We start from the raw sequence: 23,059 nt of genomic DNA on the forward strand, positions 1-23,059 counted from the left end.
GAACTTAACTTGTATTGTCTATTTACACTTCTATCGCCATTGCTGTGGCTTCGCCGCCACCAATACATAACGATGCCACGCCGCGCTTAAGGCCGCGTGCTTTTAGGGCATAAATCAATGTGACTAGCAAACGCGCTCCAGAACAACCAATTGGGTGTCCCATTGCACATGCGCCGCCATTAACGTTAACTTTATTGGCATCTAAGCCAAGTTCAGAAATCGCTAACATGGTCACCATGGCAAACGCTTCGTTGATTTCATATAAATCGACATCATCTTTGTTCCACTGCACTTTATCGAACAGTTTTTGCATCGCGCCAACCGGTGCGGTAGTGAACATTGAAGGTTCTTGTGAATGAGTAGTGTGACCTTTGATGGTGGCTAAAACATTTAAGCCAAGTTGCTGGGCTTTTTCGCGCGTCATTAACATTAACGCTGCTGCACCGTCTGAAATAGAACTTGAGTTGGCGGCAGTGATCGTGCCGTCTTTAGTAAATGCTGGGCGTAATGTTGGGATTTTTTCAGGACGGGCGTTACCCGGTTGTTCATCTATCTCAACCGTCACGTCGCCACGACGTGTGCTGATGGTTACTGGCACGACTTCGTCTTTAAATGCGCCAGAGTTAATCGCTGCATTGGCTTTTTCCAGCGAACTTAATGCAAAAGCATCCATTTGCTCACGAGTTAAACCAAAGTCATCAGCGGTTTTTTGAGCAAATGTGCCCATTGCGCCACCAGTGTAAGCATCTTCAAGGCCGTCTAAAAACATGTGGTCCATGACTTTGCCGTGCCCCATACGCATGCCGCTGCGTGCTTTGTCGAGTAAATATGGTGCTTGGCTCATGCTTTCCATGCCACCCGCAACCACAACTTGGCTGCTGCCCGCTTTAATTAAATCGTGGGCTAACATGACGGTTTTCATACCAGAACCACACACTTTATTGACTGTTGTTGCACCAACACTTAACGGTAAACCTGCACCTAGAGTTGCTTGGCGAGCAGGTGCTTGGCCTAAACCGGCAGGCAATACACAACCCATCAATACTTCGTCAACAGCATCAACGCTGATCCCCGTTTGGGCGATAAGACCTTTGATAGCGGTTGCAGCTAATACTGGAGAAGCTACCTCAGACAATGCGCCTTGAAACCCACCCATTGGTGTACGTTTCGCGGCAACAATAACGATATCTTGACCTGTTTGCTCTGTACTCATAACCACTCCAATTTACTGCGCTTGAAAAATTAACATCAATAATATGGATATCACTTTGACGTTGACGCGAACGTAAAGCAAGTAAAAAATGGTCTAAATACTGATGTTAATTAATAGGAATTGTCAGTGAAGATTTACAGTTTAAGAATGTCACATTTGAATTTGATGTAAGATGTTGTTTTTTATAATACATATCAATATCTATTTATCAGTAACATGATTACTGTTGAGTGAATTATTCAGCGTAAAACTTTAGTCTAAGCACAAAGTAGCCGTAGTGACTCAATAAACTAAATCGGCACTTAGAGAAGGTTATTGGTCCACTATCACTACTTGATTGCGGCCGTTGTCTTTTGCTTGATATAAGCCTAAATCGGCTTGCTTAATAATGTCGACAAGTTCATGAGTTTGCGGGGTTAACATAGCGACAGCCACACTAATGGTGAAATTCATTTTAACCTCGTTAAACACAAACTGGTTTGACTCAATACTGGTTCGCAATCGCTCGGCTATGTCAACGGCTTGTGCTTGCTCGGTATCGGGTAAAATAATTAAAAACTCTTCGCCACCTATGCGGCCTAAAATATCGTTTTTCTTGAGCCAATTACGTGCACGTCTACCACACGCTTTTATGGCTAAATCACCAACGTCATGGCCATAATGATCATTAATGACTTTAAAGTTATCTATATCGAACATAATAACGGCGAGTGGTCGATGATGTTTTTTAGCCTGATTAAAGCGCTTTTTGCCCTGCTCAAAAGTATGACGTCGATTAGCAATGCCAGTCAGATAATCCGTTTGAGAGCGACGTTTAAATTGTCGGCGAGATTGCCACAAGAAAATGACCAGCACTAATAACACCAAAGCAATTAGCACCGCGATTGCCATTGATAAGTTAGTGATTTTTTGAGTATCGATTTCGGCTTCCAAATTCAGCTTATTGATGGCCAATTGCTTTTCGAGCAGGCGGTTATTAAACTCAGCCACGGTAAGATTATGGTCTAATGATGAATTAACCACATCGTTATTTATGATGTTAGCAAAGTTCTTTTTTTGTAAATCGATGGTATCCAAAAGCTTATTCATGCCCAGATTACTCGACCCATTGGCGTAATCAATAATGGCCGCAATCATCAATTTCAGTTCATTGGAATGGCCGTCATAAGTCGCCGAACCAGAAAATATTTCAGCATACTTAAAAGCTTTATCTGGTTGTTGTTGGCGAAAATAACTCAATGCCAACCATGCATGCGTAGCGTCGACAAAGTATTTTTCTTGGGTTGTATCTTGCACTTCAAGTGCGCGTAAAAAATGATCTATACCTTCTTGAAATAAACCTTGAGCCCAACAGCTAATACCCGTATTAAATTGATAGAAAAAATCAAAATCAGCAAACTCTGGCGATTGCTCTACCAGTTGCTGCATTTGGGCTAAATGAGCTTTATTTTCCCCCCACAAGGCCAATTTAATCGATTCGCCCACCATGTTATGCAACATATTAAACATGTCTTGTTTATCTTGGGCTTGCTCCCAAAAGTCATAGGCTTTGTTAAAGTATTCGTAGGCTTTACGGTTTAAACCATTGTCACGATAGATAGCAGCCGTGGCATTGAATATCATCGCTTGACGACTCAGTCCTAATTGATGCTGTTGTGCTAACGCTAAAGCTTCATTTAACCTTTTGAGACCTTCGCCAAAATCACTTGGTTTATTATGGCAATACGCACTTTGCGCTAACACTTCGGCCAAGATATCAACGTTTCCAAGCTGACGGGCTAATGTAATCGCCACTTCACGATCTGGGCAATAAATTTGGGTGTCGTTAGTTTGAAGGTAAAGTATGAATGAGCGTTCGAGATAGCTTTTGACCAGTTCTTTGCTAAGAGGATGTGGTGTAAGTAATTTAATGGCATGGCTATAGCTGTTAATTGCAGCAACAAGATCACTGTTAACTTCTTGCTCTATTGCCAGTAAATGCAATAACTGGCCTTGCTGTTCAATCGGCCATTGAGCACTTTGTGGTAGCTGTTGTTGTAAAAAGTCAATGCGTTGTTGTGATGAGCTTAATGTGGCTAACTGTTGTTTGATATCAGTAATTTTTGTGCTATCAGTAATTTCTGTGCTAACGGTATTGTTGCTAACAGTATTGTTGCTAACATTGGCGCCATTCATAATAGTGCCATTAGCGTCACTAAAAATGTCACCGGCCCCCCAAGTAGTTAGCGGCCAGCTTACTGCACACACCAATAATATCATCAACTTGGTTTTAACCATTTAACCTCGACCTTACAATAAAAACATCTAAGTTTAACAATAGCTTTTATCGAAACGAAGTCAACGTTAAAACGCCGGTATAACTATATTCAAGTTTACTTTTTACTTTCCCATGGTGTTTTCGCATTCATGTCAGACAAGTCATATGGCGTTAACTGGTAAACATAATAATTAAGCCAATTACTGACTAACAAGCTGCCATGACTATGCCAACGAACAATAGTATCTTGTGTTGGGTCATCTTGTCGGTAATAGTTTTGCGGAATATCTGGCTTGAGGCCTTCGCCAACATCGCGCACATATTCTTCATTCAAGGTGTCTTTTTGATATTCAGGGTGGCCCATAACAAACACATTATGATTATCACGACTGAGTACAATATACGCGCCAGCCTCGTCTGATTCAGCCAACACTTCTAAATCTGGATGTTGACGAATTTGTTCAATATCCATTTCAGCAAATCGTGAGTGCGGTGCAAAAAACTCATCATCAAAACCGCGCAATAGTGGGTGTGGGTCGCTGGTTCTTCGATGATTAAATACACCTGAACGTTTATTCGCTAATAACTGACGATGTAAATCATAAAGATGATACAAACCAGCATGAGCTGCCCAACACAAAAACAGTACTGAAGTGACATGTTGTTGTGACCAGTCAATAATTTCGCGAATGTGGTCCCAATACACCACATCTTTAAAATCAATTTTTCCTAACGGTGCACCTGTAATAATCAAACCATCGTAATTGTTATTTCTAATGTCTTCAAAATCACGATAAAAAGTATTCATGTGATCCACTGATGTATGCTTAGATTCCTTATCATGAATGCGTAATAAATCGACCCCAACTTGCAAGGGCGTATTGCCCAGTAATCGCAATAACTGGGTTTCAGTTTCGATTTTATTAGGCATTAGATTCAAGATTAATACCCGCATTGGACGAATGTCCTGATTAGCAGCTCGGGTTTCAGACATCACAAAGATATTTTCTGACTCTAAAATACTTGCTGCAGGCAGGTTATCTGGAATTCGAACCGGCATACGTCTCACCTTTAGATTAATTAAACACATGTACTTGATTAACCAGCGCTCGATTAACCAACCAGCCTTTTCACAATAACGTTAATGTCTGTTATGTCACAGTTTCAACATTCAGTTTAGCGCTAAAAACAGCGGTCATCATCGATTGTCAAATGTCGTTTGCAAACATAACTAACCTACTCACCTAGCCTAAACCGCGACAGAATGGCTTATTACTAACGTTAATATCGGTCAATCTGTTAGATAACCATCATACACCTGGATGGCTAGAAGTCTACACGTCTCAAGTTGAATTTTTTTCTTACTTGTTATCAACTGATGTTATTTCTATTATGAGTCATTATTTTTGATGAGATGAATCATGTCTACAGCGACAGCGATGATTATTGGCGCCAGCTCTCAACTGAGCCAAGCCTTAGCCAGACAGTTATCTGCACAGCAAGTTTCGCTGGTGCTTTTTGTTAACGACCCTGAATCACTTAACGAGTTTAGTCAAAGTCTGCCTGGCGATGTCAGTGTATATCCGTTAGTAATTAATCAACCTGACACACTAATAGCACAGCTGAATGCCGCTTGGAGCAAACATAATGGCGCCCATTTGGTGATTGTTAATACCGGTGTTAATGATTACGATTCTACCCTGCCTTGGGCAATTGATAAGCACACTATCGATATTAACGTAATGGGCTTTGCTGCGGCAAATAACTGTATTTTTAAATTAATGTGCGAGCAAGGTTACGGCCAACTAGCCGCCATTAACTCAATAGCCGGTCAACGTGGAGGGCCTAATGTGGCTTATCATGCCTCCAAAGCCTTTGCTGAAAATTACCTGCAAGGCTTGAGTATGCATGCACAACGATTAAAGCTGCCTATTACCATTAGTGATATTCAATTAGGGTTATTTGATAAAGCCGTTCATTTGAATACACAATTGCTGTTGTCGCCTCTCGATAAAGTGGCTACACAAATCATCTCAGCCTTGCAAAAAGGTAAACGCCGAGTGTATGTCACTAAACGCTGGCGCATTGTCGCGTGGATAAATCGTTTATTACCAGAGTACATTTACAATACTCGCCATTGGAAACCGCGTAAAAAGTCTCCATAAGTGCCATCAACAAAAACAGGAACCCGTAGGTTCCTGTTTCATATGTTCGTTTTTCGCTAACGTATTCTACCCTAGCTTAATAAGTATAACCGACGCTGATCATGTAAACCCAAGGATCAATGTCTGTATCAACCACAACATGATCTGCCCCCATATCAAAGCTCACATCCGTTGCAATTTGAGCATACCAAACAGACGCATTAACCAACCATTTCTTATCAATTTGATAATCAAGCCCAACTTGAGCCGCCACGCCCCAAGAGTTCGATAGGCTCAAATTATCTAAGCCAAGATCTTTCGCCTCTTGAGTAAATTCACTGTCATAAAAGTTGGTAAAATTAACCCCTAAGCCAATATAAGGACGTAAAGCAGACTGTGAATCGCCAAAGTAATATTGTGCGACCAGTGTTGGAGGTAATTGCTTTGAGTCAGCAATTTTACCGAGTTCACCCAGTGACACATCGTGACTAAAAGGCGATGCCGCTAATAATTCAATACCGATATTATCAGTTAGCATATAACCAAAATTTAGCCCTAATTGGACATCGTTATCTACGCTAAATTCAGCAATATTTGCGACTACAGGGCTTGACTCATTTGGAGCAACCATTGCCACACCAGCACGAACAATAATATCTCCTGCTTGATGGGCCGCAGCACCAAATGAAAAACCAGCAGTTAATAAAGAAGCAGCAACTAAACTTAGGGTAATTTTCTTATTCATTTTTTAACACTCCTTGGCAATGACAACTAGATGCAATTCTGTGCATCCTTAACATTTGCGGTTAACCTACTGAAGTTAATCGTTAACATCATTGATTCAGATCAACAAAACAGCAGTACCTCTATAGAGGTACCTAATTAGATCCCAGACACATGATTTAGATCACAAAGTGAGGCGGTAAAGAGATGAAAGAGGTATTTAACAGTTAGGTTTTGTGAGGTTGAACAGGTGAATTATTATTGATGATTAATCTGTTACAGATAGTTTGCAGTAATGGATTAACCATCCCTTTTGGGACACGCGATGGTTAAAAATAGCTTTGTCACGCTTTGGGTTTGGACTTAATGACAAGTCAAACAAACAGCCTAAACCAAACACACTCGTCACGTGTAATTGAAACTCAGCTGTTGTATGGTCATCAGAGGGAACTAATTTAACCCCTATCGCCGTTTGTTTTTCTGGCCAAAATGACATGGCATCAACACAAGAACTATAGGGCATATCACCATTTCTAAGATGCATTCTGGCTTGGTTTTTCGCCGACCATGGCAGAGCTATCTGCTTAACGAGTAAAGCTTCAATCGCCTGGTCTTCTGCAGAAGATGGGTTGTTATCACACCAGTAAATGACATCAATGTCGTTTAAGGGCTGTGAGGTCATGCTGTGCAAATTATCCCAGATCAAATTGCGTATAAAACCCGCACTAATTAACCAATCTGTGATCCCTTGTTGTTGCATCACTTTCTGACACGTCATTAAGGCTGCCATTCTAAGTTCATCTTGTTGTAACCACTGCCACAACAAAAACAATGGCTTAGCCTGCCCATGTTGCAACTGATCAATGGCCACTTGGTTTAACAGGGGCGGATTTAACTGGTGCTGATTAAACAAGGTTTGATTACGTCGCGTCATGCTGTTGTTCTGGCGCGGCATCAGCAAATGCAGGTAACTTATGGCACTCATCCCAAATTCTGACAATATTAGGATACGCAGCAAGCTCTAAATTAAAGCGCTTGGCATTATACACTTGCGGGATCAGACAAATATCGGCCAGCGAAGGAGTATCACCAAAGCAGAAACGTCCAGAATATCGGCTTAACTGCTGTTCTAAAGCAGCAAAGCCAAGGTGTATCCAATGGTGATACCAACGCATTTTATCAGCTTCTGAGACACCCATTTCGTTAACTAAATATTGTAATACTCGAAGATTATCTAAAGGATGAATTTCACATGCTATGGCTTGAGCCATGCTGCGAACAATAGCTCGCTGCTCAATATTGCTGGGAAGTAACGGTTGCTGAGGGTGTTTTTCGTCGAGGTATTCTATAATGGCTAACGATTGCGATAAGTTAATCTCGCCTGACTCATTATTGTCGATAAACGTCGGCACAAGATCCGAGGGGTTGAGTTGATGGTAAGCCTCAGAATGTTGCTCACCACCATTATTAACCAAATGAACTGAAATATGTTCAGCCGTTAACTGCTTTAAATTTAACGCAATACGCACGCGATATGCCGCACTTGAACGCCAGTAGCCATAGAGTTTCATGTCAATTCCCTTATTTTTATTTTAATCTGCCTAACAAAAAGGCAATAACGATTAATCGCTATTGCCTTTATATTTCGATTTATATCGCTTTCATAATCTTAAGCTTTGTATTCAACCACTTTTTGATCGATAGAACCAAAGATACTCACACCGTTATCATCAAACATTTCAATGCGAACAGTGTCACCAAAATGCATAAAGGGTGTTGATGCTTTACCGTCGGCAATGATTTCAAGCATGCGTTTTTCAGCTAAACAACTTGAACCAGCACTGCGATCGTAATTAGAAATAGTACCAGAACCAATAATTGCACCTGCGCCTAATGGACGTGTTTTAGCCACATGTTGGACTAACTGGCTAAAGTTAAACGTCATGTCGACACCAGCATTAGGGCGGCCAAACAAATCACTGTTTAAATGAGTCACTAACGGCAAATGTACTTTGCTGTCTTGCCATTTGTCACCTAACTCGTCTGGGGTAATCGCAATGGGTGAAAAGGCACTCGATGGCTTAGATTGGAAAAAGCCAAAGCCTTTGCCTAATTCACCTGGGATTAAGTTACGCAGTGATACGTCGTTAACTAACATCAATAATTTGATGTGCTTAGTTGCATCTTCGCTGTTAACACCCATGGCAACATCATCAGTAACAATAGCGATTTCTGATTCGAAATCGATACCGTATTCTTCACTGGCCATTTGAATATCCGCTTTAGGGGCGATAAAACAGTCAGAACCACCTTGATACACTAAAGGATCAGTCCAAAACGATGCTGGCATTTCAGCGCCACGTGCTTTGCGTACTAACTCAACATGGTTAACATACGCACTGCCATCGGCCCATTGGTAGGCTCTTGGTAAAGGAGATAAACAACGTGCTTCATCAAAATCTACTGCATTGTCCATCTGGCCGGCGTTTAGTGCTTCATACAACTCATTAAGTTGTGGATATAGCAAATCCCAAGCATCTAATAATTGCTGCATAGTATGGGCAATAGCGGGTACCGCGACTGTTTTGGTCAAATCTTTACTGACTAACATCAATTGGCCGTCGCGACGTCCATTGTGATAACTTGCAAGTTTCATTACTGCTCCTAAATTCTGGGTGAGATCTGCGTCCTACTCGATACAAGACTCTCAATCTAACCATAGAAATAACCGATCGTGACGGAAAATCCTATAGTAGGTACTAAATCACATTTTTGCGGTGCTAATCGTGATTTGTAAATTATTCGTTACAAAACATAAAAGGCCACGTCAACACTGATTGTTAGCGTTAAAATGACCAAAATGCCAGCACTTGGCTGGCATTAAATCGTTACATTACTTTTTCTTACTAATACTGTAATCACGCAACTTGTTAGCAATAGCGGTATGAGACACACCTAACTTTTTGGCTAATTGGCGTGTACTTGGGTACGCGGGATATAACCGACGTAATAAACTGGCTTCATACTCTTTCATCGCCTCGTCTAACGTGCCTTCGAACTCTTCATCGAAGTAGCCAAACCCTTCGGCATATGAAGGTAATTTAAGTTGTTCAACGGTCAATTCTGTTGAGCCATCCCACATTGATACCGCTCTAAAAATCGCATTTTTCAATTGGCGCACATTACCCGGCCATGCGTAGGTAAATAGGTAATCGCGACAACTTGCCGATATACGTCTTAAGGGACTCGATAACTGCTGACTATAATGCTCTAAAAACATCTCAGTTAATGGAATCACATCTACACGACGCTCCCGTAGTGATGGCATGTGATAGCTTAAGACATGGATTCGATAGTACAAATCTTCTCTAAACTCACCGGATTGGCAAAGTTCAGCCAAATGTTTTTGGGTTGAACAAATAATCCGCACATCGGCGCGTACTTCTTCATCGCCACCAATCCGTCTAAAAGTTCCGTCTTGTAATAAACGCAATAATTTAACTTGTGCGGTTTTAGACATCTCGGCAATTTCATCAAGAAACACCGTACCGCCTTTTGCTTCTTCAAATAGACCGCGTTTAACGACGGTGCCATTACTAACAAAGCCAAACAACTCTTCCTCTGCGACACTATCGGGCAAAGCCGCACAGTTTATCGCGATAAAAGGATGTTCACGGCGCATGCTGGCATCATGACTCGCACGGGCCATCAACTCTTTACCCGTTCCCGTTTCACCGGTGATAAGTAACGGTGCATCAAGTTGTGCCATACGCTTGGCTTGCTTGAGTATGTCTTTCATTTTGTCGCTGATAGCCAATACATTATCAAAACCAGTGGTTTGATTTTGCAGAGCATTAAACTGTTTACCCACTCTAGCGGGTGATTTCAGCGAGATAACCGCACCCGCCAAAATAGTTTTTTCATCGTCATCGGGTAAGTAAATTGGCAGCATTTCAGCCAAATACTCGCTCGAGTTAATTTGAACTCGTGTGGCTTGCGCCAACACCGGTATTTCACTCATCCAACGAGCAAAGTTAAACCCTTGTACCCAATGATTAAGTGACTCGCCCACCACTTCATGTTCAGCCATACCAAGCGTCAATAATGCCGACTCATTGGCTATGCGGATCCGCCCTTTCGCGTCTGTTGAAAACACCGAATCGGGTAAGGTTTTAAGTAAGGTTTTTAGGGCGTAATGTTCTTGCTCTGACGGCATAAAAGATACGGTACGGACATCATGCACACTTTCGACTTTACGAATTTGTGGCATTAGCTCACGCAGGGTTTCGAAACTGATTTCTGCAAACTGCAAAAACAGGAAACCTTTATTACTGGCATCAATGGCAATTAAGTTAATACCATGTTTTTCAAGCACGACGAGGATGTCTTTCGCTAAACCCACGCGATCGATACAACTGACTTCCAAACGCATAATGTAACGATTCCCTATTTATTAATGTTTTATTGCGGAAATTTGGCATAACGTTAGAGGGATATGGCTTCAGTGGCAAGTGAAGTTTACAGCAGAATTGTAACAGAGAAACTATTTCAGCACATTACGTTAACGTAACATGCTGAAATGGATGACGATAGTAACTAGTCTAACAACTGGTCTGTCTTGGCAGCCATAATGAAATCGTTTTTGTGTAAGCCTTTAATTGAGTGTGACCACCACGTCACTGTGACTTTGCCCCATTCGGTTAAGATACCTGGGTGATGGAACTCTGCTTCAGCTAAATCGGCCAACTTATTGGTAAAGGCCATCGCTAACTTAAAGTTTTTAAATTTATATACCCGCTCTAACTGCATAATGCCGTCACGAACTTCAACGCCCCAATCAGGGATCATACCGACAAGCTCTGCTAACTCTGCATCCGTTACTTTTGGTGCATCTGCTTGGCATGCTTCACATTTCATCTCGGTTAATGCGTTCATTTGTACTCCTTGGCTTAATTAAATAGTGTCTCACTTGCAGATTGTTGAGCTATCTTATTGGTTGCTCTGCTGCAATAAATCGTTAACTGGCTTTGACTTTTAGAGCAAATTTAGGCTCAAACATGCCTAAATGACGTGCTTTTGTCACCATGCTCATAATGTCCATACGAGCAATTTCATCTAAATAGTCAATATGATCGATAACATAATAAATAGGTTGCATGATATCAATACGATACGGTGTGCGCAGTACGTCGAGTAAATCAAACGGCTTACGTTCAGGGCTGTCACTTAATGCATACATGGTTTCACCCGGTGAACTTAAAATGCCGCCGCCGTATATTTGCAGTGATTCATTTTTCGCCTGAACCAAACCGAACTCAATAGTAAACCAATATAATCGCGCCAGAAACACGCGCTCTTCTTTTGATGCCGCCAGGCCTAACTGTCCATACATATGTGAAAAATGCCCAAATGATGGATTGGTTAATAACGGACAATGGCCAAATATCTCATGAAAAATGTCAGGTTCTTGCAGGTAATCAAACTCTTCTTTGCTGCGAATAAACGTCGCGACTGGAAACTCTTTATTGGCCAGTAACTCAAAGAAACGCCCAAATGAAATCAGTGCAGGCACTGCAGCAGTTTTCCAACCCGTTGCATCAAGTAACACTTTATCGATTTCAGGCAATTGTGGAATGCGATCAACTGACATGCCTAATGCATCTAAGCCTTGTAAATAGGCTTGGCATGCGCGGCCCGGCATATTCGTCACTTGGCGCTGATACAATTGTTGCCATAATTGATTCTCATGCTCTGAGTAATCAATGTAACCTTGGGCATCAGGTTGGTGTGCAATATACTTTGTTGCTGTACTCATAGGTTCCACTTTACGTCAACTTCACTCCCTACATAGTGTGCTAAGGGTGATGTTTTGTTAACTCCTTCACAGTTTATTGTCTTGCCATAATGTAGTGCTAATCGTAAACAAATAAATACAACTACTGATTTAGCTCTCACTCAGCGCCCATTTTTATAACTACTATTGACTCACTTTATAGGAAAGCTGACCGGTATTAATTTGAACGTGCCATCAATAATTTAAATGGCAATTGAACTGTGATAATTTACAATACATGAGAGGCTATTTATCTAACTGATCGGATAAAAGTTGATCGCCAAAAATCAACCAGCCCTATAACTTGACTCATTAATTCACAGGACGATTAAACTATGACAATTTTGGTAACCGGCGGCGCAGGCTATATTGGTACACATACCGTAGTAGAGCTATTAAAGGCCGGACAGAAAGTGGTCATCGTAGACAATCTATCAAACTCAAGTGTTGAAGCGTTGGCTCGAGTTAGAACCATTACCGGTAAAGATGTCACATTTTATCAAGGCGACATTCTAAACAAAGCCTTACTGCAAAAAGTTTTTGCAGATCACAGCATCGAATCCGTCATTCATTTTGCAGGATTAAAAGCTGTCGGTGAATCGGTCGAAAAACCATTGAAATATTACGAAAACAACGTCACCGGTTCCATCATTTTATGCCAAGTCATGGCTGAAAATAACGTCAAAAACTTAGTTTTTAGCTCATCTGCCACGGTTTACGGCGATCCCGCTAGCTTACCCATTAAAGAAGATTTTCCTACTGGCGCAACCAACCCTTATGGCCAGTCAAAATTGATGGTTGAGAATATTTTAGCTGACTTGCATAACTCGGATAACAGCTGGAATATAGCTCGTTTACGTTACTTTAATCCAGTCGGCGCTCACGAAAGTGGCTTGATTGGCGAAGACCCTAACGATATCCCTAATAACTTGATGCCATTTATTGCCCAAGTTGCTGTTGGCAAACGCCAACAATTAAGCGTTTTTGGTGATGATTACAACACACCAGATGGCACAGGCGTACGTGATTATATTCATGTTGTTGATTTAGCTATGGGTCACTTGCAAGCACTTAAAAAGCTGCAAACTAAACCTGGGCTGGTGACTTATAACCTCGGTACGGGCATAGGCTACAGCGTATTAGACATGGTCAAGGCATTTGAAAAAGCTTGTGGCAAAACCATTGCTTATCAAATTAGTCCTCGCCGCCCTGGTGATATTGCAGCCTGTTATGCCGACCCAAGCTTTGCCGCTACAGAATTGGATTGGCGTGCAACCCATACCGTTGAAGATATGGCAAATAGCAGTTGGAAATGGCAATCAAATAATCCTGATGGTTACAATACCAACGCCATTAATTAGGTGATCTATCAGAGTCACTCAGGTTTTTCAGTTTGAGGCGCATTGTTGAAAGAATGGTTATTCCCTTATGACACAATGCAACAAAAAATGGAAAACCTGAGTGGCTCCCGCAGGACGAGTTTATGCACCTACTATGCTGCTTAATAGTATTTTGACGTACGACTGCATGGTCTGTTTTTTCTATAAAAAATAAGACATTGCCACCATCCATGGCGGCCAGATGCGCGAGATAGAGCAACGTAGGAGCTGTTGCCGAGAGCAACTATGCCTACAATCCTATTGCTTGCCTAGAAGAATTGCTTGCCTAGAAGAATTACTTGCCTAGAAGATGCCGATTCTCGCTGAATGACCAGATAATTATTGGAATTGGTATGAATTGCCAAGCGCTTAACAATTTTGTGCTGCAGTTAATGCTAATATTGATTGCAGCAAATATATTTAAGCTCAATTGGAACCGAAATGAACCAAGGTATTAATCAAAGTCGCCGTAATCTATTTAGTCGCAGAAAATCCAATGTTACCCGCCCGCCGTGGAGCAAAACGGATCAAGAGTTTACTGACAATTGCACACGCTGTGACAAGTGTATTACCGCCTGCGAAACCCAAATAATTAAACGCGGTGAAGGTGGTTTTCCTGAAATAGATTTTACTAAAGATGAATGTACCTTCTGTAAACAATGCGTTGATGTGTGCCCAGAGCCTGTATTTGATCGCGATCAATTATTACCTTGGTCAATTACAGCAGCGATAAAAGACAACTGTTTAACCCATGAAGGTGTTTGGTGTCAGAGCTGCAAAGATGCCTGCGACCCTCGCGCAATTAGCTTTATTATGGCAATAGGACAAGTGCCTAAACCCATGATAGATACTGATGCCTGTACTGGTTGTGGTGCTTGTGTGTCTCCTTGCCCCGCGGATGCGATACTCATTGGCAATTCAAACTGATTTATCCTCCAAAATGTAGAAAGATGTTATAAATACAGTCAGCGATTTTAGTGTTGTTTATCAACCTATCACGTTATATTACCGACATAATACCAACTTAAGAGCACTAAGATGTTTCGTCAAAAGCAACCGGCTAATCCACTCAGTTTTATCGCCCAAGAATGCCATTTAACCGGTAAGCTCATTTTTAGTGGTGATGTCCTAATTGCAGGTCATGTGAGTGGTGACATCAAAGCGCAGGGCAATGTAACCATTGAAACTAGTGGCACTGTCGATGGTGATATTTTATGTCGCGAGTTAATGATTGCTGGGCAATTAGCAGGTAAAGCGCGTTGTAAAAAAATCACCCTCCATGAGCAAGGGATTTTTGAAGGCGATGCTTATTGTGAAAATATTGAAATTTTAGATGGTGGCCAGTTTTTAGGTTATCGTCACAGAGAGCCTCTTACGAGTACTTCCTCAGAAAGTTAATCTGGTTTTTTAGCTGCTGTTTTACCTGCCTTATAGCGCGGGCAAGAATCATCTATCTTTAACCAACTAGCCTGCTCGTCAGTGTGTATATGATAAGTCGGTGGTACTAGGTTTGGTTGGTCTAAAGAGGCTATCGACAATGAAGTGTATTGTGGATAATCTAAATGTCGGTAAGTCAATGAACAGCCACAGCGCTGACAAAAACCACGTCGAATGTTATCTGAAGAGGCAAATTCAGTCACCGGTCCTTGTAACCATTGGACTTTGTCTGTATGAAAATCCATCCAGCTCATGACTACCGCACCAACGCTTTTACGACATTGATTACAATGGCAATGATCGGCTTCAAATGGCATACCGATAACTTGATAACGTATCGCGCCACATAAACAACCGCCTTGTAATGCCATTTGAACACCTGCTACATGATTGTTAGTCGTTTCATTCGATATCTGTCGCAGATGTTGTGTGCTGCTGAGTTTGTAGTTGGGCTTGCTGTTGCCATTGACGCAACAAAGTCACAAACTCTTTCGGTTCTCGATCTAAATTATCAATCGATAAATACACATGGTAACCCAACTGTTCGTTTAACGTTTGACAGCGATGACCAAACATTGCCAATACCCCACGGTAACGTTCACCATTGACCACTAGCGGCGTAAATTCAGCCCCCAAATAACCTTCTAAACTTTGTAAATCTTCATCTTGGGTGGCCGCAGTCATGAGTAATGGCCGCTGTTCGGTCAGTAAACCAGTGGCAAGACGGGGTGAAATACAGTCTAAAATGGGATTAATCTGTTTAAGCTTAACGCCAATATAAGGTAGCTCAATCAACTGCAAGTTTTGATTTACTCGGGCACAATCGACTCGTTGAATATTATGCCATTCAATAAACACTTGGCCGCGGCGATGAAAAAATGCCACACCTGCAGGAGTTAGCTTAAAACTAACCGCCGGCTGATGCACTTTAGCGACACCTAAAATGAGTGCCACTGAGCCTAATGCAAAGCACAACATTCCTACGGCAAAAAAACCGTTAAGGCCGATAAAAACAATCAAGCTAGCCGTTAAACTGATGGCACCAACCACCGTTAAGGTTATGCCATTTCGTTTGGCAAAAGGGCTAATTAGTAACTCATCATTGACCACGGTTTGTCCTTTAAACTAAATATAATAAATAAGGTTTTTAATATCGCTTTGCGTCTTTTGGCTAATACATTTAATCAGCAGTCATACCTTTAATATTAAGCCACAAGATGCCAACATATTCATGGATAGATTTTTGCGAAGCTAGCAGTTGCTCTGCATCTAAACGCCACCAGAAACCTTGTTGTGCGATAAAATCACTCGGCGCAGGCTGGGGTTGCATTCCTAATGAGGTGAATATCATCATCGCCCGCGGCATATGAGTTGCTGAAGTGACTAATCGAAATGGTTGCAGCCCAATTCGCTGTTGTAAAGCATAGGCCTCTTCAATAGTGTCTTTGGGTTCATTAAAGGCCACAATACTGGCTTTGGGGATCCCTAACTCTTCTGCAGCTTGAGCCATAATGGTCGCATGAGCTGTCTTCAGATATCCGCCACTCCAACCACTCACAATTAAAGTGCATTGCTGTCCCAACCTAAACTGACGAACGCCTTCGGTTAAACGAGCCAGTGCTGTTGATGATAGTTGCTGCACTGCAGTATGGCCTTGTTGCTCACGATTGCCTGAACCTAATACCATCACAACACAAGAACCAGTAATCGGTTGATGATTAACGTTATGCTGTGATTCTAATGAATCTGCTAAAAAATAGCTCACTTGCGATTGGCTTGTTAATGTTAGCACCACGATAGCGGTAACCAAGAGCACTCGGCCAAATTGCAGTAACGTTACACGATTCGTTCGCCATAAAATGGCAGCCAGAACGAACAACATTATGCTAAAAGGAATTGGCATCACCAATTGTGACAACAGTTTTTTAAGCCAAAACATTAATTATTCACTTCGTTTATCATTATTGCGGCTAGTTTATCGTTATCGAGCACTAAAACAAACTCAAAACAAAAACGGCACCTTTAAGTGCCGTTTAATCTACTGTAATACTTAATGTATTTGCATATCGCGTAAGAAGTGATTACTTCTCGTCTTTGCCCCACAACCATGCTGCACCGCGAACACCAGATGATGCACCAAACTTATTTTTAACCACTTGGGTACCACATTCACGGCCAACAACATATTTGGGTAACACTTTAGGTAATTCAGTATAAATAGCTTCAATATTAGAGACGCCGCCGCCAAGTACAATCATGTCTGGGTCCATCATATTAATCACGTGTGCGAGTGAACGCGCTAAGCGATCGATATAACGTTCAAATGCGGCTGTGGCTAACGGATCGCCTTGTTGCATCATCTCAGAAATTTGAATACCGCTAGTGGCATCACCACCCGCTTCACGAAAATCACGAACAAAGCCTGTGCCAGAAATAAAGGTTTCAATACAGTCACGATTACCACAAAAACAAGTAGTGGTATTAAACTCATCTGCTGTCATCCACGGTAATGGGTTATGTCCCCACTCTCCGCCAATGCCATTACCGCCGCCATGGACACGACCGTTAATCGCAACACCTGCACCACAACCGGTACCAATAATGCCGCCAAATACAACCCCTTTACCAGCAGCTGCGCCATCAACGGCTTCTGATACTGCAAAACAGTTCGCATCATTAGCTACACGTACTTCACGGCTTAATACTTCACTTAAATCTTTATCCAGCGGATGACCGTTAATCCAGGTTGAATTAGAGTTTTTTACCAAGCCAGTAAACGGTGACACAACACCTGGAATGCCAACCCCAACAGAGCCGGTTTGGCCCGTTGCTGATTCTGCATCAGCCACTAAGCTGACAATGGCTTCAATGGTACCAGGATAGTTTTTTGGCGTTGGAATGCGCTTTCTGAAAATTTCAGATCCATCATCGGCTAAAGCCACTATTTCAATTTTTGTACCACCGAGATCGACGCCCATGCGCATCATAACTTGTCACTCCATTTGCTTATTATTAATTGGGGTTCCATATTGGGCTTGCAAGAGCTGATAACGATTAGCGCTATTTGCGTGCAAACCATGCCGATGAAGCAGCAATAAAATACGGATTTAAAATATTTTCTTTTTGGTTGTATTGCAGCGGTGTAAGCGCTGGATATTCAACCACCTGACCACCAGCACTTTCTAATACTGCTTGCGCTGCGGCGGTATCCCATTCACTGGTTAGGCCTAATCTTGGATACACATCTGCTTGCCCTTCGGCCACCATACAAAATTTTAATGAACTGCCGACGCTTAACATTTGGTGTTCGCCAATAGTCTGTAAATAAGCGGCAACATCAGGGCTAACGTGAGAGCGGCTTCCGACTACAATAGGTGGCGATTGCAATGCTCTGTCACGAATATCTAATAACGATATTTGTCCGTTATATTCAAGCCATGCCCCTTGACCAACAATACCGCTATAACATTTGTCTAATACTGGTGCATATACCACACCGGCAATGGCTTTGCCTTGGTGAATAAGGGCGATGTTGACGGTAAATTCGCCATTGCGTTTAATAAATTCTTTGGTGCCATCTAGCGGATCGATCAACCAATACGTTTGCCACGTTTGTCGCTCTGCCCAGCTGATATCAGCCGCTTCTTCACTCATTACAGCAATATCAGCAAAATGCTGTTTAAGGCCAGCGACAATCACATTATGGCTGGCAATATCGGCTGCAGTAACAGGGCTATCGTCTTGTTTAACCTCAATCTGCAAATCAGTTTGAGCATAAACCTGCATAATCGCAGTACCTGCATCTTTAGCAATGGCGACTACCTGTTCTAGCTCAGCTAGAGAAAATGTAATGTTCGACAAATCAATTCCTTAAAATTTATAACGGCTTCAATACCATTAAGGTGCATTTGCTCCATTATGCCATTGTTGACATCATAAATTTATATAATCATTTGATCGCACTTAAACTAAAACACTCTGATCATGCCATTACATGATTACAACATACTGACAACACCTCTAAACTTGCTCGATACTAAGCTAAACCACTCACCACTCAAAGCAAACAGTGCATCTTTGCATTCGTATTCAGTTAAAAATCAACATCATAAAATGACACTATTAGCTGGGATATCACAGTAAAAAACCATCGTCACTCACAGTACTGGCTGATAATTATTGACTACATAAAACAAAACCCACTGTTAAAGCGCTGAGTCTAGTGACATAATTTCTGGTGCTATTTTGCCTAAGGTAACGTCAACACTGCCATCAATTGTTTCGCATCCGGCACCTGTTTTAGGTGATTTAGCACATTCATATACACGCACGTAATCCACTAACATCGACTGCGGAAAAATCGACTCATCGATACCGGTTTTATTCACATTCGCGGCCCATGCGCCACCCACAGCAAGATTAAGTAACATGTGAAATGGCTGATTAAACGGTGCATCATCAGGTGCGTTGACCACATCACCATTATCATCGACATACTGGCTAAACCAACCCGATGCTCGTTGAGTGGCAAAATGAACATCATCGACATACCAACGGATTTCACCTTGTTGCCATTCAACAGCATAAACATGGAAGTCGTCTGCAGGATTGAGGTCATGTGGTAAACGATATTCTGTGCCCGTATAAACATTGTTGGGCCATTGTTTACCGTAATGTAATGTGCCATGTACTGCAGACTCTGGCGCCTTATCGTCGGTAACAACCTTAAGGTTTACGGCCTCCATAATGTCTATTTCACCTGATCCAGCCCAAGGACCGTATACCCAATCTGTCGGTAACATCCATATCGCCGGCCAAGTCCCCTGACCTTGCGGTAATTTGGCGCGAATTTCAAAACGGCCGTATTTCCAATCACCTTTGTTTTTCGATACTAAACGAGCAGAGGTGTAATCTAATGTTTTCGATGTATCGTTTACGTCATAGCTTGGATCAGAATCATTTACTGCAGGCCCAGAAAAGGTTTCTCTTAATGCCGTAATCGCTAACAAACCATCACTAACTGCAGTATTTTCAGGCCGTGCGGTATAACACTGAGCCTCATCATTGCCGCCACCGTAACAGTCAACAGCAAAGCTCCACTTAGCAGTGTCTATTTGGTTACCCTCAAACTCATCTTGCCAAACCAGTTGCCAACCTGATACTGCGGTATTGGGTATCACTGTATCTGTTGCTTGTTCTGTTACATCATCAGCATTACAGCCAGACAGAAATATGACCGACAAAGTTAACGCAGTTAAGCAGGATACAAATGAATGATGCTTATTGAGTTTGTTCATTTTTGTCCTTATCCATTTATCGTTCTCTGTTTGCCGCACGCAGTAGTAAAACAACAAGCGTCGCCAACCATTACTATTTAAAATTGAGTTTAACTAGCCCTATCTGATGACTCAGATAGGGCTAATTCGCTTTTAATTAGTTACATTGTATGGTGTTTTCTGCTGAAGCAGCTTGAATGACCACATCACTGAAACGAATTTCAACTGCCGCGTCGGTGGCAAGGTAAAATGGCATCACAATTTTAGCAAAATCCATTGGCTCATCAGCAAAACATGCCAATGAAAAGCTTAAACGTTGCCATTCACCTAATTGAGTATTCACCTGCTTGGCAATATCGATTTGCTTACGACAATCACCTTCACATGCCATACCTAGCCATAACGGCTTTTGCAGTGCTTGTGTTGCATTAATACTCACTGATAACGTGGCATCACTATTACTGTAAGCCCTTAAATCACGGGGGAAATTACTAATTAAGCCTACAGTGCCCAGCTCATTGCCGTTAAAAGAGACTAAGCGCGCATCTTCTTGAACTACACGATCCATAGTACGAATGGTTAATGCGCTATTTTGCGCTACGCTACTGGTTAACCCTTGGCGCTCAGAAGCGTTAGCGATGAACATTGACCAAGGCGATTTTACTGCGCGCTCAAATAAAGGTAAATCTTCTAGTGTTTGAGTTGCAGCTAAATTGTCTTCCGACAAATTGTCTAACACAACCGCATCACTGGCAGTAGATTGGTAAGTTAAGCCATAGCCATAAGGTATAAGCGGCTGATAATCAGCTTGTGCTTGTTTAGTGTTGTATTGGGCTAATGGCACATTAATCTGAGTTTGCTGAGGTGTCGCAGGCCATGAGAATGACAATTTACCGACAAAATCATGAGCAACTTTGCCATCAGCCTGAGTAAATAACACATCTGCAACGCCTTGCCCTTCAGAACCCGGTAACCAGGCTGCGACAAATGCATCAGAGCTGTTGAACTCAGCATTAACCCACATAGGACGGCCACTAATAAACACAGATACCACTGGAATACCTTGCGCTGTTAACTTCTGCAATAAAGCAAGATCACGCTTGTCTCCACGTTGATATTCTAAGTTATCAATGTCGCCGTTACCTTCTGCATACGGCTCTTCACCAAACACAACAATCGCAACATCTGGCTTTTGCTGTGGTTCAAATTCACCCGCAACACTTAATGTTGTTGTACCACCAGCTTGAGTGACCAATTTATCAATACCAGCGTAAATTGACGTAGCACCAGAAAAGTCACTATTTTGGTTATCAGTACCCTGCCACGTAATGGTCCAGCCACCCGATTGTTTACCGATATTATCCGCAGCATCACCTGCAACCAACACCTTTGCATTAGGCGCTAAAGGCAATAAACCTTGATTGTTTTTAAGCAGTACTAAAGATTCACGTACCGCTTGACGTGCCACATCACGGTGACTTGCTTGGCCAATTAATTCAGTTTTACCCGATAACGGCCGATTGGCAGGGCTAGGTTTGTCAAACAAACCTGCACGGAACTTAACCCGTAAAATACGTTTAACCGCATCATCAATACGCGCTTGGCTTATTTCGCCATTATTCACCTGTGCAATGGTGTTTTCATATAACGGTTTCCAAGCGGCAGTTGGCACCATAAAGATATCTAAACCGGCATTAACGGCTTGCGCACACGACTCATTGGTACAGTTAGCGACTTGTCCGTGACCGTTCCAATCACCTACCACAAAACCATCGAAATTTAATTTATCTTTAAGTACATCTGTTAATAGATATTTATTGCCATGATTTTTAACCCCGTGCCAGCTATTAAATGATGCCATAACACTTTGTGCCCCAGCATTGAGTCCCCCCACATAGCCTTGTGCATGTATGTCATATAAGTCTTGTTCGCTGGCAATATTATCGCCTTGATCGATGCCATTTTCAGTGCCGCCATCGCCTAAAAAGTGCTTAACCGTTGAAATCACATGTTGATCAGATAAAAAGTCACCATTAACTGAGCCTTGTAGACCTTCAACGATGGCGTAAGAATAGGCTTTGACGATTTGTGGGTCTTCTGAATAACCTTCATAAGTTCGACCCCAGCGATCGTCTCTCACTACGGCAACTGTGGGTGCAAATACCCAATCGATACCGGTCACCATCACTTCTTTTGCAGTTATAGCGGCTATCTTTTCAATTAACTTAGGGTTATTAGCCGCCCCTAAACCAATGTTATGTGGGAACAAAGTCGCGCCGATAACATTGTTATGACCGTGTACGGCATCGGTGCCCCACATGGTTGGAATATTAATCCCATCAACACTGTCATCGACCGATGCTTGATACAAAGATTCCGCCAGTGCAATCCAATCTGCAGGCGTAGCATGTTTGTCATTGTTAGGGTATGCACCACCACCATTGAGATACGAGCCAAAACCATATTTACGCATATCTTCAACGGTAATATCGCGAATTTCAGGTTGGATCATTTGCGCGACTTTTTGCTCTATAGTCATTTTAGCCACTAACGCATCAATTTTGGCTTCTAAAGCATCATCTTTGGCGATAGCAGGCTTAAGATCCGGCCAAATGGCTAATGACGACTTAGCTGCTGTATCACCAACCATGGCAGGGGTAACTGCTGTTTTTTTATCTTGTTGAGTGGCGTTATTGTTCTCGCCGCACCCACTTAAGCCGAGCAATACGCCTAAGGCTATCAAGCTTGTTTTTGTCGGTGTGCTGACTTTATGCATGCACTGTAATTGAGTTAATCT

21 protein-coding genes are annotated in these 23,059 nt (G+C 42.1%); 4 read left to right on the forward strand and 17 right to left on the reverse strand.

What is annotated here, in order from left to right; genetic code table 11:
* Positions 1–22: 22 nt before the first annotated feature.
* The 3 genes from AAEY98_RS09725 to metA all read right to left on the reverse strand — a co-directional run bounded on the left by AAEY98_RS09725 (position 23) and on the right by metA (position 4,530).
* Positions 23–1,213 carry a thiolase family protein gene (locus tag AAEY98_RS09725; RefSeq protein WP_335691417.1) on the reverse strand — a complete coding sequence of 397 codons (1,191 nt, stop codon included), beginning with the start codon at positions 1,211–1,213 and terminating at the stop codon, positions 23–25.
* 312 nt (positions 1,214–1,525) lie between these two features.
* Positions 1,526–3,490 carry a diguanylate cyclase gene (locus tag AAEY98_RS09730; protein WP_351016614.1) on the reverse strand — a complete coding sequence of 655 codons (1,965 nt, stop codon included), beginning with the start codon at positions 3,488–3,490 and terminating at the stop codon, positions 1,526–1,528.
* Between the two features lie 95 nt (positions 3,491–3,585).
* Positions 3,586–4,530: a homoserine O-acetyltransferase MetA gene (gene metA / locus AAEY98_RS09735; RefSeq protein WP_182744539.1), complete on the reverse strand. Its 945-nt coding sequence runs from the start codon at positions 4,528–4,530 to the stop codon at positions 3,586–3,588.
* A 361-nt stretch (positions 4,531–4,891) separates the two neighbouring features.
* Between metA and AAEY98_RS09740 the strand changes: the two genes are divergently transcribed.
* Positions 4,892–5,635 (forward strand): SDR family NAD(P)-dependent oxidoreductase, encoded by a 744-nt coding sequence (locus AAEY98_RS09740; protein WP_101086686.1) that lies wholly within the window; start codon positions 4,892–4,894, stop codon positions 5,633–5,635.
* A 76-nt stretch (positions 5,636–5,711) separates the two neighbouring features.
* Here AAEY98_RS09740 and ompW read toward each other — a convergent pair whose 3' ends face one another.
* The 7 genes from ompW to phhA form a co-directional block, all read right to left on the reverse strand.
* Positions 5,712–6,359: an outer membrane protein OmpW gene (gene ompW / locus AAEY98_RS09745; RefSeq protein WP_182744538.1), complete on the reverse strand. Its 648-nt coding sequence runs from the start codon at positions 6,357–6,359 to the stop codon at positions 5,712–5,714.
* A gap of 246 nt (positions 6,360–6,605) precedes the next feature.
* Complete coding sequence (locus AAEY98_RS09750) at positions 6,606–7,271, reverse strand: nucleotidyltransferase family protein (protein ID WP_182744537.1); 666 nt, start codon at positions 7,269–7,271, stop codon at positions 6,606–6,608.
* Complete coding sequence (gene maiA, locus AAEY98_RS09755; RefSeq protein ID WP_162023467.1) at positions 7,258–7,908, reverse strand: maleylacetoacetate isomerase; 651 nt, start codon at positions 7,906–7,908, stop codon at positions 7,258–7,260. Before maiA ends, AAEY98_RS09750 begins: the two co-directional genes overlap by 14 nt.
* Before the next feature lie 98 nt (positions 7,909–8,006).
* The gene (locus tag AAEY98_RS09760) at positions 8,007–8,993 is read right to left on the reverse strand and encodes a fumarylacetoacetate hydrolase family protein (RefSeq protein ID WP_351016619.1); all 987 of its coding nucleotides are present in this window, start codon (positions 8,991–8,993) and stop codon (positions 8,007–8,009) included.
* Positions 8,994–9,230: 237 nt separating this feature from the next.
* Positions 9,231–10,769: a transcriptional regulator TyrR gene (tyrR, locus tag AAEY98_RS09765; protein WP_101086681.1), complete on the reverse strand. Its 1,539-nt coding sequence runs from the start codon at positions 10,767–10,769 to the stop codon at positions 9,231–9,233.
* A 164-nt stretch (positions 10,770–10,933) separates the two neighbouring features.
* Positions 10,934–11,272, reverse strand: coding sequence for a 4a-hydroxytetrahydrobiopterin dehydratase (locus AAEY98_RS09770; RefSeq protein ID WP_059747329.1), 339 nt, complete (start codon positions 11,270–11,272; stop codon positions 10,934–10,936).
* 82 nt (positions 11,273–11,354) lie between these two features.
* Positions 11,355–12,152 (reverse strand): phenylalanine 4-monooxygenase, encoded by a 798-nt coding sequence (gene phhA, locus AAEY98_RS09775; protein WP_101086680.1) that lies wholly within the window; start codon positions 12,150–12,152, stop codon positions 11,355–11,357.
* Between the two features lie 353 nt (positions 12,153–12,505).
* On the opposite strand from phhA, the gene galE reads away from it, so the two are divergent.
* From galE to AAEY98_RS09790, 3 genes are all read left to right on the forward strand, one after another.
* A complete protein-coding gene (galE, locus tag AAEY98_RS09780; protein WP_162023469.1) occupies positions 12,506–13,531 on the forward strand; it encodes a UDP-glucose 4-epimerase GalE in 1,026 nt (341 codons plus the stop codon).
* A 459-nt stretch (positions 13,532–13,990) separates the two neighbouring features.
* Positions 13,991–14,476: a ferredoxin-type protein NapF gene (gene napF / locus AAEY98_RS09785; RefSeq protein WP_351016622.1), complete on the forward strand. Its 486-nt coding sequence runs from the start codon at positions 13,991–13,993 to the stop codon at positions 14,474–14,476.
* Positions 14,477–14,587: 111 nt separating this feature from the next.
* Positions 14,588–14,947, forward strand: coding sequence for a bactofilin family protein (locus AAEY98_RS09790; RefSeq protein WP_101086677.1), 360 nt, complete (start codon positions 14,588–14,590; stop codon positions 14,945–14,947).
* Here AAEY98_RS09790 and AAEY98_RS09795 read toward each other — a convergent pair.
* From AAEY98_RS09795 to AAEY98_RS09825, 7 genes are all read right to left on the reverse strand, one after another.
* A complete protein-coding gene (locus AAEY98_RS09795) occupies positions 14,944–15,357 on the reverse strand; it encodes a GFA family protein (RefSeq protein WP_351016625.1) in 414 nt (137 codons plus the stop codon). The genes AAEY98_RS09790 and AAEY98_RS09795 overlap by 4 nt on opposite strands.
* A gap of 31 nt (positions 15,358–15,388) precedes the next feature.
* Positions 15,389–16,096, reverse strand: coding sequence for a DUF2982 domain-containing protein (locus AAEY98_RS09800; RefSeq protein ID WP_351010020.1), 708 nt, complete (start codon positions 16,094–16,096; stop codon positions 15,389–15,391).
* Between the two features lie 70 nt (positions 16,097–16,166).
* Positions 16,167–16,925, reverse strand: a complete 759-nt coding sequence (locus AAEY98_RS09805; protein ID WP_351010017.1) for an ElyC/SanA/YdcF family protein — start codon at positions 16,923–16,925, stop codon at positions 16,167–16,169.
* 142 nt (positions 16,926–17,067) lie between these two features.
* Positions 17,068–17,973: a fructokinase gene (mak, locus tag AAEY98_RS09810; RefSeq protein WP_101086673.1), complete on the reverse strand. Its 906-nt coding sequence runs from the start codon at positions 17,971–17,973 to the stop codon at positions 17,068–17,070.
* 73 nt (positions 17,974–18,046) lie between these two features.
* Positions 18,047–18,847: a 3'(2'),5'-bisphosphate nucleotidase CysQ gene (gene cysQ, locus AAEY98_RS09815; RefSeq protein WP_335691394.1), complete on the reverse strand. Its 801-nt coding sequence runs from the start codon at positions 18,845–18,847 to the stop codon at positions 18,047–18,049.
* Positions 18,848–19,191: 344 nt separating this feature from the next.
* The gene (locus tag AAEY98_RS09820; protein WP_351016628.1) at positions 19,192–20,283 is read right to left on the reverse strand and encodes a glycoside hydrolase family 16 protein; all 1,092 of its coding nucleotides are present in this window, start codon (positions 20,281–20,283) and stop codon (positions 19,192–19,194) included.
* A gap of 136 nt (positions 20,284–20,419) precedes the next feature.
* Positions 20,420–23,038 carry a glycoside hydrolase family 3 protein gene (locus AAEY98_RS09825; RefSeq protein WP_502959639.1) on the reverse strand — a complete coding sequence of 873 codons (2,619 nt, stop codon included), beginning with the start codon at positions 23,036–23,038 and terminating at the stop codon, positions 20,420–20,422.
* Positions 23,039–23,059 lie beyond the last annotated feature (21 nt).

It is taken from the genome of Shewanella sp. AC91-MNA-CIBAN-0169 (assembly GCF_040310165.1).
Taxonomy (GTDB): Bacteria; Pseudomonadota; Gammaproteobacteria; order Enterobacterales; family Shewanellaceae; genus Shewanella.